The organism is Streptococcus mitis, assembly GCF_946190115.1.
In the GTDB taxonomy this organism is placed as follows: Bacteria; Bacillota; Bacilli; order Lactobacillales; family Streptococcaceae; genus Streptococcus; species Streptococcus mitis_CO.
The window spans coordinates 55,594-70,198 of record NZ_CAMHZG010000004.1; the positions used below are offsets into that span (position 1 = coordinate 55,594).

The following is a 14,605-nucleotide window of genomic DNA, read 5'->3' on the forward strand; positions in this document are numbered from 1 at the left end:
GAAATCAACCCTGTTATTATAGCAGGCGTTGCTAATTGTTTCAGTATTTCATACATTATACTTTATCGCCCCTTCACTCCACTAACTCACTTCTTAGATAAGCATCGACCATACGCTCCGTTGCGACCACCGAATCAATATGAGTACGCTCATAAGAATGGCTAGACTCGATACCAGCACCGAGAAGGGCGTGTTTGACTTCTGCCCCTTCAGACATAGCTGCTGAAGCGTCCGAACCATAAAATGGATAGATATCCAGCTTGAATGGAATATCTTGCTCTTTAGCCAAGGCAACTAAGTGTTGACGGAAGTCATAGTGATAAGGGCCTGAAGCATCCTTGACACAGATAGATACTGTGTACTCATCTGTCTGCTGGTCATCACCCATGGCTCCCATGTCCACAGCCAGATATTCAACTACTTGAGCAGGAATGCTAGAGTTTGCACCGTGTCCCACTTCTTCAAAGACTGAAAAAGCAAAATGGGTTGTTACGGGCAACTCAATCTTCTCTTCCATATAAATACGAAGCAGATTAAGCAAAATCGCCGCACTGACCTTATCGTCCAAATGACGAGACTTGATAAAACCTGTCTCTGTCACGACAGTTCGTGGGTCAAAACTGATAAAATCACCGACCTCAATGCCAAGAGCACGAGTTTCTTTTTCATTGGTCACTTTTGCATCCAAACGCACTTCCATATTTTCCTGCGTGCGTTCTACAGTTCCTGCATCCTTGTAGACATGGCAAGAAGTTTGGTGGATAAGGATGGTTCCTGATACTTTTTCACCTGTACTAGCCACATGAACGGTACAGTTTTCTCCTTCAATCATGTTCCAAGGAAAACCACCGATACGGTCCATTTTGAGACGACCGTCTGGTTTGACAGCACGGACAATAGCACCAAGCGTATCTACATGGGCAGTCACATAGCGATGCTCCTCGTCATTTTGCCCTTTGATGGTTACATTGACACCGCCCTTGGCTGTGCGAACTGGCTGGTAACCAAAACCTTCTAGAGTCTTGACTAAATAGTCCGAAATCTCCCGAGTGAAGCCCGTTGGCGACGCAATGGCTGTCAGTTCTTTGATATATTCTACTGTTTGATTCATTTCTTCACCTCTTTTGCTACCTATTATAACACATTTATCATCGGATAAAAAAAGAAAATCACTCCTGTAGCCTTGACTACAAAAGTGATTTTAATGATTACTCCATTTCAAAAACATCGCTTTCTTGCTTGTTTGGTAGAACCAATGAGAGCAAGATTCCGACAATGGCTGGTACTAACCATGGGAGTGATGCCTTGGCAAAAGGAAGAGTCTTGACAAGATTTGCAAGAAACTCAACTTTAAATGAGCTTCCTAATACGCTTGCAATGGCAATAGCTGTAACCACAGCAATTGTCAACTGCATACCTGGTTTTGAAAGAGCCACAAATTTGTTGACAATGACAATCATAACGATGGCAATCGTGATTGGGTACAAGATAACCAGTACTGGAATGGAGTACTTGATAATCGCATCAAGACCCAAATTAGCAATGGCAAATCCAATCAAGGTAAAGGCTGTCGCATAAACCTTGTAGCTGATTTGTGGGAAGCGTTCATTAAAGAACTCAGCTGTTGACACAATCAAACCAACTGTTGTTGTGAAGCAGGTTACAGTAACCATAGCTGCAAGGAAGAGTTGAGCTGTTGAACCAAAGATTTCTTGAGTAGCTTGTGACAAGATGTAAACACCTGGTGTTCCACCCTTCATCGCTTCAGCTGGTACCGGGAAATGATTTCCAAGGAAACCTAAACCGATGTAAAGAGCGCTGAAGGCAAGGGCTACAACGATACCAACAACCCAAATAGTTGAAATGTATTCTTTCTTACTTGAGAAACCAAGTTGTTTCAAGGTTTGAACTGCGATTACGCTAAAGGCAACTGAGGCAAGAGCATCCAAGGTATTATAACCTTCTAGGAAACCTGTACCAAAGGCAGAAGCTTGATAAGCAGCTGAAGCAGCTTGAGGACTTGTTCCACCGTATTTGAAAGCTCCCAGAACAACCAAGATAACAATCAAAATCGCAAAGACTGGTGTTAAAATACGGCCGATACGGTCCAAAATTTTTGATGGATTGAGCGAAATTAGATAGGCTGCTGCAAAGTAAAGAACCGTAAAGACAATCAAACCAAGACCTTTATTTGCATCCGACAAAAGGGGGCTAATCCCTACTTCGTAAGCTGTTGTAGCTGTACGTGGAATGGCAAAGAATGGACCGATTGACAAGTAAAGAACCGAGAGGTAAAGAGTCGCAAACCAAGGCGCTATCTTTGTTGAAATCTCGTAGATATATCCTTTAGGATTTAGCGTTCCAATAATAAGGGTCAAGACGGCGATACCGACGCCTGAAAAGACAAAACCTGCGATGGCAGGAAGAAAATGTTCTCCAGATAGAGCACCTAGAGAAGGCGGAAAAATCAAGTTCCCCGCACCAAAAAATATTCCAAACAGGAGTAAACCTGTTAAGGCACCTTTTTTAGCCATGAAAATCTCCTTCATATTTATAAAATACTGACCTAGTATATCATGAATAAGAGTATGAAAAAAGCTTCACGAAGTAAATATTGAATGTTTTCAAGATTCTTAAAAATGAGAATTGTCTAAAAATAATATCCCCTACCCAGTCCACACCAAGCAGGAGAAAATTCTACTGTTTAAAGTTCTTCAAAAGCCATCATGCCACCCTGAACATTGATAACTTCATAACCTTGTTCAGCTAGGAATTGGCAAGCACGCGCTGATCTCATTCCAGATTTACAAATAACATAATGTAACTGGTCCTTGTCCAATTGATCATAGGTATCAGTCAGTTGACTCAGAGGAAGATTCTGAGCACCTTCTAAATGAAGAGCTTCAAACTCATCCACTTCTCTCACGTCCACTAAAGAAAGTTGGTCATTTTGGTAAAGCTGGTAAAATGCGTCAAAGGTAATTTCTTTCATTCTTTTTCTCCTAATACTCTTCGAAAATCTCTTCAAACCACGTCAGCGTCGCCTTACCGTAGGTATGGTTACTGACTTCGTCAGTTCTATCCACAACCTCAAAGCTGTACTTTGAGCAGCCTGCGGCTAGCTTCCTAGTTTGCTCTTTGATTTTCATTGACTATAAAATTGCTTTAATCCTTTTTTTCAAATCTGGTACCACTTCTGCCTCAAACCAAGGATTTTTAGCCATCCAGATTTGATTTCGCGGTGAGGGGTGAACTAATGGAAAATAGGTTGGTAAGTAGTTCTGGTAATGTTTTACCCTTTCTGTCACCTTGCCACTAACTTTCTCCTGTAAATAGTAGGCCTGGGCATATTGCCCAATCAAGAGGGTCAATTGAATATCGGGTAATTCTTGCAAGAGCTGTGGATGCCATTTTTCTGCAAAACCAGTTCTCGGTGGCAGGTCACCTGACTTACCATGCCCTGGAAAGTAAAAATCCATAGGCAGAACAGCAAAATAACCTGAATTGTAAAAGGTATCTTCATCCACACCTAGCCACTCCCGCAAACGATCACCACTTTTGTCCTTCCAGTAAAGGCCTGCTTCTTGGGTTTTAAGACCAGGCGCTTGACCGATGATATTGATGCGAGCAGTCTTTGGCGCTGCAAAGAGAGGTTCGATTCCGCGTTCTGTATAGCTGGCATTTTGTGGATCTGACATAATAGCCTGCTTGATTCTTTCAATTTGAGACATCTACTTTCCCTCCAAAAAGAAGTCTAAGCATACAATCTCAGACTTCTATCGTTTTATTTGATCAATTCATAAATAGCTTCGGCATAGATTGCTGCAGCTCGGAAGAGATCATCCAAGGCGATAAATTCATTGGCTTGGTGCATGGTGTCAATTGAGTCTGGGAACATGGCACCATAGGCAACACCTCGTTCTAGCAAGCGACCAAAGGTTCCACCACCGATGACTTGCTCGTGACCTTTAAGACCAGTTTGTTTTTCATAAACATTCAACAAGGTTTGCACAAGTGGATCTTCCATTGGCACATAGTGAGGGGTATGACCGTGTTCAGAAAGGCTAACAGAAGCAACTGGCAAGTTTTCAAGGATTGACTTGATTTGTTCTGGACTTGTTCCTTTTGGATAGCGGATGTTAAGGGCAATGGTATTATCAGTGCTTGTTTCGTCAAAGCGGAAGACACCGGCATTCATAGAAAGAGCACCCATCTTTTCATCCACATGAGCAATTTTGAGATTTTCACCCTCATGGTCGTTCAAGAGAATTTCACCAGCGATGTCAAGGTAGTCTTTGGCTGGACCAGCAAAGTCAAACTGGCTAAGGAAGAGGGCAAGGTAAGTCGCACCATTGACACCTGAAGCAGGCATAGCACCATGGGCTGATTTACCAATAATAGTCACCTTATATTGGCCACCTTCTTCTTGGATTTCTCCTCTGAGTTTGTGTTCTGCGACAAAAGCATCTAGTTTAGCTTGCAAGTCAGCCAGGTCGCCTGAAACAACTGCTGTTGCTGATTCAGGTACCATGTTTTCACGCAATCCACCTGTGAAGCTGTGAAGACGCGCTGCACCAGTATTTTCACCTGCAAAATGGAGGTATTCAGTGATGTTCCCTTTTTCACCATTGATGATTGGGAACTCAGCGTCTGGAGAGAAACCAAAGTCTGGCTTGGCAAGTCCTACGTGCTCGAAGTAGTAGTCCATATCTGCCCAGCCTGATTCTTCATCAGTTCCGACAATGAAGCGAACTTTCTTAGAAGTTGGAAGACCCAATTCTTTGATGATTTTCAAACCATAGTAACAAGCTGTTGTAGGACCCTTGTCGTCCGAAGCCCCACGCGCATAAAGGCGACCGTCTTTGATAGTCGGTGTGTAAGGATCTGTATCCCAACCGCTACCAGCAGGAACCACATCCATATGGGCAAAAATTCCGAGAACTTCTTCTCCATCACCAAACTCAAAATGTCCTGCGTAGTTATCAACATTTTTAGTTGGATAGCCATCACGATCTGCAATTTCAAGGAATTTCTCCAAGGCTTTTACCGGCCCAGGTCCAAATGGATGCTCAGCATCAACTTTGCTGTCATCACGTTCTGAGTTGATTTCCAAAAGACTAAACAAGTCAGCCAAGAGGTCTTCTTTGCGTTTTTCTACTTCTGCTGTAAAATCAATTGCTGTCATTTTTTTCTTCTTTCTATCTTTTCTCGATGATTTCATCTACTGGCAAGCGGTAGCTTGGTTCCAATTTTTCGTCTGTGTAACCCACTGTGATCAAGAGTTCTGGGCGGAAACGGTCTTCAATTTCCAAAACCTCATTGACTTTTGATTTGTCAAATCCAAGGATCAAATTTGATCCGATTCCTTGGTCTGTAAGAGCGAGAATTAAGTTCATGGCAACCAAACCTGCATTGAGGGCTAGGTAGTCGCTGACTTGTTGCTCACTGTAGCGTGCAAATTCAGCTGGCAAATTTTTCATGAAGTATTGAAGTTGTTCTTCTGAGAAATTCTTTGCCCCACCAACACGGGCAATCTTACGAGCACGTTTAGCCAAATCTGTGTCTGTAAACAGGGCAATGGTTACAGGCGCTGATGATACCTGTTCAAAGTTTGAACCGTAAGCCAATTTTGCTAGTTCGGCATTTTTCTCACGTACCACTACAAATTTCCAAGGCTGGCTGTTGTGGGCACTTGGGGCCAAGGTTGCAATTTCGATAGCCGTACGCACATCTTTTGGATCAACTGGCTTATCAGTGAAACGCTTAGTCGCATGACGTTTTTTATTTAATTCAAGAAATTTCATAATCGATTTCCTTTTCTAATTCTACTGCTTCCATTCTACCATAATTTGAAAGAGGTTGCAGAGATTTTTCGTAGAGACAAACTGGAACAAGGATAAGCAACCGAATGAAGAAAATCATTTCAAGCAGGAAGCCCCTTATCCAGTTCCAATTAATTTTCAGTTACTTAAAGAAACTAGTCTATCTTATATTTTGACTTTATAGCCTCCAAGAAATTCTTCACATCCTCTGCATACCCATGCTTATCTATTAAGCTTGCTAAGAGTTCCAGATTGTGCCCCTGATAGTTATCTTCACGACGTAGCTCTTCATACATTTCGATAAAGGGAAGCCCCTTGGATTTGGCCAATTCTAACTCAGCCTCGTAATCATAAGCGACTTTACGAAATTGGATATTGACCAATTCCCCATCTTCAACTTCTATCACGGCATACTGGGCACGGTGATTTTTTAACGCCTCCCAATTAAAATAGGGCATGCCAATCGACCCTGGATTGATGATTTGTTGCCCTCGACTGCCATAACGAAGCAACTGCTTATGAACATGACCATAGACTGCCACGTCAACTTCATCATCTAGCAGTTGGTCAAATTTATCTGTATCATTCTCAACTAGCAAGTCACCACCATAGTTCTTATTTGGCAAATTATGAGAGATAGAAAAGCGCAAGCCGTCAATTTCTTTCTTTTCCAGCAAAGGCAAGCTTCGTAGCCAGACAATCGTTGCAGGATCCATTTGCTCCATCAAAAACTGGGTCATGCGCATTGACTGGATTTCTTTCGGATGTTCCAAACCATATTCGCCATCCAAGGCCTCAAGGACACGATCATCCCAATTGCCTCGAACACTGGTTGTGATAGGAAGGTCCTTTAGCAGGGCGACTAAGTCATTTGCGCCTGGACCAGGAAGAAAAATATCTCCCAGAAGCCAGTATTCACTGACTCTTTGGTTTTTAGCATCTGCAATCACTGCTTCTAGGGCAGTTGTATTGCCATGAATATCTGATAAAATTGCGATTTTATGATTCATTGTGTTCTCCTTCTATTTGGTAATCTACTCTTTCTTCCGCCACTTGAGGCAAGGCTTCTGCCTCCTGCGGGTTCAACTTCCTCTGCACTGCTTCTGCGACTGCTCTTGGTACCCCAACTTCGACAATCTCATCCACACTGGCTTCCTTGATTTTGGTTAGAGACTTGAAATGCTTCATAAGATTTTGCTTGCGTTTAGGTCCCAGCCCTTCAATTCCATCCAGTTGTGATGAAAAAGAATTTTTGGAGCGCAGTTGGCGATGGAAAGTGATAGCAAAGCGGTGGACCTCATCTTGGATACGTTGGAGGAGGAAAAATTCCTGAGAATTGCGAGACAACTCCACCACCTCAAGCGGATCTCCAAAGAGCAATTCATGGGTTTGGTGCTTGTCATTCTTTTGCAAACCTGCAATGGGAATATCCAAACCCAGTTCCTCTTGTATGACTTGCTTGGCGATATTGACTTGACCTTGTCCCCCATCAATGACAATCAAATCTGGCGGAGTCAAAGCCTCACGTTGAACTCGGCCATAGCGTCTGCGAATAACTTCTCTCATACTGGCATAGTCATCTGGACCGACAACCGTTTTTATCTTGTACTTACGATAATCCTTCTTACTTGGTTTGCCGTTGACAAAGACCACCATAGCCGAAACAGGACTGGTCCCCATGATGTTGGAGTTATCGAAGGACTCGATGCGAACTGGAGTCGGAATTTGGAGCAAACGTCCTAGATTTTCAATAGCTCCTTGGGTCTTTTCGACAGATTTTTCTAGCAGATTGAACTTCTGCTCCAGACTAACACGGGCATTTTTTATAGCTAGATTGACCAGTTGTTTTTTCTCTCCACGTTGAGGTTTGAGAATCTTGGTATCCACCAAAGCCTTGACAGCTTCTTCATCGATATCCTGCGGAATCAGTACCTCATTAGGAACTAGATGAGATTTTTCTTGATAGAATTGTCCTACATAGGTCAAAAAATCTTCGTCTGGATCATTGTAATAGGGAAAGAGATTGACATCCCGCTCAATGAGTTTTCCCTGACGAACAAAGAAAACCTGAACACACATCCAGCCCTTGGCCACATAGTAGCCAAAGACATCCCGATTTTGGAGATCCTTGGCCATAACCCGTTGCTTGGTCCGAAGCGTTCCAATGGCCTGAATCAGGTCACGGTATTCCGCTGCACGTTCAAATTCCATAGTCTGGGCTGCCGCTGCCATCTTGCCCTTGAGGTCATCTATAATTTTATCATCCTGCCCTTTCAGAAACTCAGAAACCTCCTGAGCCATGGACTTGAAATAGTCCTCATCTTTCTTACAGATGGTGTGGGCCATACATTGACCGATATGGTAGTAAAAACAGACCTTAGACGGTGGATTGGTACACTTGCGAAAAGGGAAAATTCGATCCAGCAGCCGCTTGATTTCATTGGCTGCCCCCACATCTGGGTAAGGTCCAAAGTAGAGACCGCCGTCCTTCTTGACCTGACGGGTGATAATTAAACGAGGATAGCGCTCATTGGTGATTTTGATGAAGGGATAGGACTTGTCATCCTTGAGCATGATATTGTATTTAGGCTTATTTTCCTTGATAAGATTGATTTCTAGGAGAAGTGCCTCAATATTGGACTCCGTAACGATAAATTCAAAATCTACAATTTCAGACACCAAGGCCTCTGTTTTGGTATCATGACTTCCACGGAAATAAGACCTCACGCGGTTACGCAGATTTTTAGCCTTTCCCACATAGATAATGGTGCCGTTTTTATCCTTGTGAATGTAGCAACCTGGGCTGGTCGGCAAGAGCTCTAGTTTTGATTTAATCAAGTTATTCATAGTTCCATTATAGCAAAAAAGTAGGGAAAGATTGTTCCCTACTCACTAGTCTCATATATTTTTCGAAGGTTTGCAACATCCACTTCCTGAATACCATAAAAGGAACCCGCAGGTTGCATGACAGACTTTTCATCTGTATGGTCCAAGCCAATCGCATGCCCCAACTCATGTTCTGCCGTATGGACAATGCGCTCATAGGAATAGCCATAGTCTGGATTGGACAGATAATAGTGATTCAACCGCACCGTGACAGACAAGAATTGCCCCGTCAAGAGATTGGTCTGACTTTCCGCTTCTCCTGCCACAGGAGTACCTCCGTCATTCATCTCCGTAGCCAAGATATCTGCCTTGCTGGACTCAGTCACAAGTTCAAAATGAAAGGCACCAGTTTGATTCCAGTTCTGAATTGCTTCTAAATATGCCTCTTGAAAGCGTGAATCCATCTGCGGATCCAAGTAAATACGAGCAGAAGCCTGTGGCCATCTTCCTTCAGAATGCTGGTGGCTATCTGTCTGGTTCAACTTAGGCAGTTGCCCTGTTCTTTCCCATTGGTCGATACTTTGTTGACCAATTTTTACTGACCGTTCTGCTTGCTTCAGCGCCCCTTGAAAATCCCCGTTCAGATACCAGAGAAATCCAAAAGCAAGAGTACATAAAAGCAAAACAATCCAAACCAGACGCCAAAACAAACGCCAAATAAAATAAAAGAAAGCCCCTATCAAACGAAAAAGCCAACGCATATCTCTCCACCTTTCTAGCAAATAAAGTCTATTTTACTAAAACAAGCTGAAAGAAAGCTAAATACTGGCTTTTTCATCTTAACGTCCTACTATTTTTTTGAATAACTGAATAGCTTTGTATTTTAAAGGCGATGGATGATAACGGAAAGTTCCTGCTTTACGTACAATATAGCCATTAAAATTTTGTTTAAAACGCAAAACACCATCACTACCATCAAAAATCCCTTGAATGCCTAGGAAGTTGTATTTAGGTATTCCACGTTTTATGCTTTCCAACATAACATATTTTTGAAGCAGTGCAGGGGCATAAAACTTATTAAACTCAGTGTAAGAACCACTAAAGAGATAAGTCGTTTCCTGAGGCATATAAACAAATAAACTCCCGGCTAAAACAATATCTTCTTCTCCATATTTTTCAATCAAGTCTCGCGCTTCTGCTTTTCGAACTTCAAACGTTTCAAATTGACTAGAATATTCTCTCAGTTGATTTTGTTTTTTCTCAGAATGAGGATTTTTACTCAAATCAAGTCGCAACTTGTCCAAGATTTCTTCTAGTTTACTTTGTTCACCTTGCAATTTGCTCATATAGTCCGAAAAATTCAAGGTTGCTATGAGAAACTCCGCTTGTTCTCCAAATGAATCATAAAAGTGCTCATAATATTCTAAACTTTTATCACTGTATTCTCTACGTTCAGAGGTTTCTTTTGTTATATTCTTAAAAATCGATAGTTCTTCACGTTGTAACTTTTTCAACCGAATGCCAAACGTTTCAGCCTTTTTCACCAAGGGTTTACCCTTTTTACTAAAACTTTTAAGCAAATTCTTTTCAGTTAATTCAGTCAAATCTTTATAGTATAACCAATCTGGTTCTCCACCTGGATAACCTCTTGTCAAGCCATCAAATTGATAACCTAAATCAGTTAAACCTTGAATGATACTTTTTTTCTCAGTATCTATGGGATTACCTTCACTATCAAAAGTTTGATAAGTTTCATAAGGTTTTACAAGCAACTCTAATACACCATTTTGCTTGGCATATTCTTTTAACTCCGCATAAAAAACTGGAAGAGCATCTTGTTGGGTATAAATCGGCCCCGAATTGATCTCCATATGCAGACCACCCAGCATGGGCAAGCTATAAACCAGAGCTGCAACTTGAATTTCTCCTTCTTGTTTCAAAGCTAGATAAACAATTCGAGCCCCTCTTTTTTCTAACAAGTCCCCCATCTGAACAGATTGCATAAAGGAACGAGAAGAAACCTGATCAGAATAAGCCTGAAACTCTTCTTTCGTGAGTGTAATTAGTGCCATATACTTACTTTCTATGTTTTTTTCTTAATGTTTTACGGAAATCAAGAGCAAGTCTTAACAGAGGATAGAGAGGATGGGTAGGCATTGTAAATTCTCCCAAATATTCTTCAATCGTTGGATTAAATTTTTCCTTAAAATGATAAAGTCCACCATTGAGAGAGTTTTCAACACCACCTAAATTTTGCCACAACATACCTCGCTCAAAGGCATAGCGAGCCGTTTCATACCAAGTTAAAATTGGTGCATTGTAACGTTTAAAATCATCATCCATACCAGCATATAGATTGACAGAGGTATTACCAAATTCCAAACTCAAAGTAGCCGCTAAGGGAATGTTTGATTTTCCCATATTCATATATCCCTGCAAGAAATCTATTTCCTCTACCAAACGCTCTTTTTCTTTTATATTTTCCTGAATTTTTGAAGGTTTGGTTGCATCATTAAATTTTTCTGCAACTATTCTATTTTTTTCTAACTGTTCTTCTAATTCTCTTAAACGCTTAGAAACATCCAAACTCGTTAGCGTGATATAGGAATCTTCTTTGAAGTTATCTAATAATTTTTTATAATAGGCTTCGTTTCTTAAATGAATCTCTTTTCGCTTCTCAGTTTTTTTCATCAACTCTGAAAATGAATCTAATAGTTCCAGTCCACCATATTGAATCTCAAGCCCTTTGTTTCGTGCTGTTCGGATAGCTTGCCTCGTTGATTTAGAAAGTTTATCTTCTTCAAAATTTTCCTTATATATTTTCGCCTGAATACGAGGCTGAATGGTGTCATCCATCTCGGTTGTCCGCCCAGACCATTTCACTCCTAATTGCCCTAAAATCTCAACAATAGCAAGATTTTCAGGATATTCTCTTTTATCTTGATTGACCAAATATTGAGATAGACAAATACTTGGATCGAAAGTCACAAAAACCGCTCTCTTACTGCGAGCATAAGACTTAATGGACTGCAGGACAAACTTTAAAAGTTCTATATCCCTGTAATCCAATATAGGACCTCTTGGAATATAAAACATTTTATAGCCTAAAGGCAGAGATTTTATGAGAATACTAGCCACAGCCAGTAACTTCCCCTCTTCATAGACACCAAATTTCTCATGATTCCAATCAGATTTCACTTTTTCCCAAGCACTGCTTTGTAATACATTAGCTAATTCATGTTCTTTGACAAACTGATCATATTCTAATGTGGGAATGCCAATTTGATAACGGTACATTTCCTACTCTCTTTCCTCCAGTATTTTATTACTATTCTACTACTTTCGTTTGAAAAGTCTAGTGAAAACAGACTTCCAGCATTGTTTTAAATCCAAGAATAACTATAAATAGTGGTTCATTTATAAAAAACTAACTCAATCTCTCTTCTAATTTGAAATCAATTGGTAGGGTTGCTAAAAAACGTTCCAATTGTTTTTCCCAGTAGTACCACTCGTGAGTTCCAGCACTATGGCTATAGGTCACATCAAAACCTAGTTTTTTGAGATTTTTCACTGCTAGATTATTGGCGTCATACAAGAAATCCTGCTCGCCACACCAAGCCCACAGCTTGGTCTTTTTATCCGATTTTTTAGCCAGACTTTCAAGGGAATAGGGACTAGTTGTCCAATCTTTAATCTCTCCAAAAACACCTCTCCAGTAAGCTGGCGTTCCCAGATTTTGGCTTTCAGGAGAAAAATCTTGAAAACTAAGGGCGCCTGAAAAGCTAGCTGCACGAGAGAAACGATTTGTAGCAAGAGCCAGTTTGAAACAGCCGTAACCTCCCATAGAGAGGCCAGCGATAAAGGTCTTTTCACGCTTACTGGTCATATTAGGGAAGAATCGTTTCAGAACCTGTGGCAATTCCTCTGCTAGAGCTGTGTAGTAGTCAAAACCATACTGGGTATCGGTATACCAACCGTTGCTGGTATTGGGCATGACAACGATTAGATTGGTTCCTCGCAGCAAGCGTTCTACATTGGTTCGCTTGAGCCAACTATTATGATTGCCAGACATCCCGTGCAAGAGGTACAAGACGGGAATGTCTTTACAATCTGGTTCTTCCACTCGATTAGCATCAGGATAGAGGACATTCACTCCCCACTCCATATCCAAGACTTGTGAGTAATACTCAATTTTCATTACTGCCATGATTTGCTCCTTCTATTTTCCGATAAGAAAAAGCCAAAACTCGGCTTTCTCTCTGTTTATTTCAACGATTATTTTGCTTCCATGACCACTGGTAGAATGGCTGGACGACGTTTGGTTTGGTCAAAGAGATACTTGGTAAGATTATCACGAACCTTCCCTTTAAGATCTGCCCAGTCAAAGTCATCTCCTTGAAGATAGTCTTCTACCGTCTGGTTAATCAATTCTGAACTTTCACGGAGAATATCGCGACTCTTCTTGAGATAAACAAATCCACGCGTGTGAACACGAGCCTTAGCCACAATTTTCTTCTCACGACGATTAACGGTAATTGCTACGATGAAAATACCATCCTCTGACAAGACCTTACGGTCACGAAGAACCACATTTCCAACATCACCAATGGCATTCCCATCAATCAAGACATCCCCTGCCGAAACCGCGCCAGCTGGGACAAAGTCCCCATTCTCATAAGCCATGCTGGTTCCCTTTTTAGGGATGAAAATGCGTTCTGGCAACATCCCCACTGCCATAGCAGCCTTAGCATGGGCATCCAACTCACGGTATTCCCCTTGAATTGGGAAAAGATACTTGGGTTGCAAGAGATTGATCATCAACTGCAAATCACGCGCATTTCCATGGCCTGACACACGCAAGCTTTGAGTGATCAGTTTGACAACTCCGCCAGCTTGGTAAATCATGTTTTCCACACGTGCCATAACTGCTTCTTTGGCGATAGATGGAGTGGTTACGATATAGACCAAATCACCGTCCTTGATTTCCACATAACGGTGGCGACCAATCGACATCTTACGAAGACCATTGATCGGCTCACCCATACGACCTGTCTCAAGGATAATCAACTCATGGTCTTCAAAACGAGACATATCTTTTGGCTTAATCAAAAGACTCTCATTAGCTAGAGATAATTTCTTGAGGCGAATAGCAGTACGGACGATATTTTCAATATCGAATCCTGTCAAGACCACACGACGGCCTGTTGCATCCGCAGCGTCAAACACCTGCTGAATACGAGAGAGGTTGCTAGCTACTGCTGCAACGATAATACGTCCATCCCAATCAGAAATGGTTTGAGTGATTTCATCCCCAACTTCACTTTCACTAGCCACTTGGATATTGCTATCTGCATTGGCTGAATCGCTAAAAAGAGCTAGAACTCCATCACGACCGATTTCTGCCAAACGAGCGAAGTCTGTCGCATAAGATTCACTAGCTGTCTGGTCAAATTTGAAGTCACCTGTGTAAACGATGCTACCTTCAGCCGTCTTCAAGACCACACCCAGACTCTCTGGGATAGAGTGGGTCGTACGGAAGAAGGACACCACTGTCCCTCCAAAATCAATCTCCGTATCCTCATCAATGACATGGAAATCATTGAATTTCTTAACTGTGTCATTTCCCTTGACAAAGAGTTTGGCCAACTCAATGGTCAACTCAGAGCCAAATACAGGCACCTTGGCTTCAGCCAAGAGATAAGGCAGAGCACCAATGGCATCCGCATGGCCGTGGGTCAAGAAGACCCCAGCGATACGGTCGCTATTTTCAAAAAGGTAGTCCATATTGGGAATGACCACATCCACCCCTAGTTGTTCATTTTCAGGATATTTTAGACCTGCATCCAAAACGAAAATAGACCCATCGATTTCAGCGATATACATATTTTTCCCGTTTTCACGTACACCACCAAGTGTTGTTAAACTGATATTACTCATTTTTCCTCCGAAAGCTTAGT

The 14,605-nt window shown here is 41.7% G+C and carries 13 protein-coding genes; all 13 read right to left on the reverse strand.

Features of this window, described 5'->3' with window-relative positions:
* Window positions 1-73: 73 nt before the first annotated feature.
* On the reverse strand, window positions 74-1,111 hold the full coding sequence (locus N8L90_RS03035) for a M42 family metallopeptidase (protein WP_261024071.1): 1,038 nt from the start codon (window positions 1,109-1,111) through the stop codon (window positions 74-76).
* 97 nt (window positions 1,112-1,208) lie between these two features.
* On the reverse strand, window positions 1,209-2,534 hold the full coding sequence (brnQ, locus tag N8L90_RS03040; protein WP_261024073.1) for a branched-chain amino acid transport system II carrier protein: 1,326 nt from the start codon (window positions 2,532-2,534) through the stop codon (window positions 1,209-1,211).
* Between the two features lie 170 nt (window positions 2,535-2,704).
* Entirely contained in the window at window positions 2,705-2,992 is a 288-nt protein-coding gene (locus tag N8L90_RS03045) for a rhodanese-like domain-containing protein (protein ID WP_261024075.1), read from the reverse strand.
* 160 nt (window positions 2,993-3,152) lie between these two features.
* Window positions 3,153-3,731 carry a uracil-DNA glycosylase family protein gene (locus tag N8L90_RS03050; RefSeq protein ID WP_261024077.1) on the reverse strand — a complete coding sequence of 193 codons (579 nt, stop codon included), beginning with the start codon at window positions 3,729-3,731 and terminating at the stop codon, window positions 3,153-3,155.
* Between the two features lie 53 nt (window positions 3,732-3,784).
* Window positions 3,785-5,185 carry a dipeptidase PepV gene (gene pepV / locus N8L90_RS03055; protein WP_261024079.1) on the reverse strand — a complete coding sequence of 467 codons (1,401 nt, stop codon included), beginning with the start codon at window positions 5,183-5,185 and terminating at the stop codon, window positions 3,785-3,787.
* A gap of 13 nt (window positions 5,186-5,198) precedes the next feature.
* Entirely contained in the window at window positions 5,199-5,804 is a 606-nt protein-coding gene (locus N8L90_RS03060; protein WP_261024081.1) for a nitroreductase family protein, read from the reverse strand.
* Window positions 5,805-5,977: 173 nt separating this feature from the next.
* Window positions 5,978-6,832, reverse strand: coding sequence for a metallophosphoesterase family protein (locus tag N8L90_RS03065; RefSeq protein WP_261024084.1), 855 nt, complete (start codon window positions 6,830-6,832; stop codon window positions 5,978-5,980).
* Window positions 6,822-8,669 carry an excinuclease ABC subunit UvrC gene (gene uvrC, locus N8L90_RS03070; protein ID WP_261024085.1) on the reverse strand — a complete coding sequence of 616 codons (1,848 nt, stop codon included), beginning with the start codon at window positions 8,667-8,669 and terminating at the stop codon, window positions 6,822-6,824. Before uvrC ends, N8L90_RS03065 begins: the two co-directional genes overlap by 11 nt.
* Before the next feature lie 38 nt (window positions 8,670-8,707).
* The gene (locus tag N8L90_RS03075) at window positions 8,708-9,409 is read right to left on the reverse strand and encodes a M57 family metalloprotease (protein WP_173249925.1); all 702 of its coding nucleotides are present in this window, start codon (window positions 9,407-9,409) and stop codon (window positions 8,708-8,710) included.
* Between the two features lie 78 nt (window positions 9,410-9,487).
* Window positions 9,488-10,720, reverse strand: a complete 1,233-nt coding sequence (gene murN, locus N8L90_RS03080; protein ID WP_173249927.1) for a peptidoglycan bridge formation alanyltransferase MurN — start codon at window positions 10,718-10,720, stop codon at window positions 9,488-9,490.
* A 4-nt stretch (window positions 10,721-10,724) separates the two neighbouring features.
* On the reverse strand, window positions 10,725-11,945 hold the full coding sequence (locus tag N8L90_RS03085) for a peptidoglycan bridge formation alanyltransferase MurM (RefSeq protein WP_261024089.1): 1,221 nt from the start codon (window positions 11,943-11,945) through the stop codon (window positions 10,725-10,727).
* A gap of 130 nt (window positions 11,946-12,075) precedes the next feature.
* Window positions 12,076-12,855: an alpha/beta hydrolase gene (locus tag N8L90_RS03090; RefSeq protein WP_261024091.1), complete on the reverse strand. Its 780-nt coding sequence runs from the start codon at window positions 12,853-12,855 to the stop codon at window positions 12,076-12,078.
* A gap of 68 nt (window positions 12,856-12,923) precedes the next feature.
* Window positions 12,924-14,585 (reverse strand): ribonuclease J, encoded by a 1,662-nt coding sequence (locus N8L90_RS03095; RefSeq protein ID WP_261024092.1) that lies wholly within the window; start codon window positions 14,583-14,585, stop codon window positions 12,924-12,926.
* Between the last annotated feature and the right edge of the window lie 20 nt (window positions 14,586-14,605).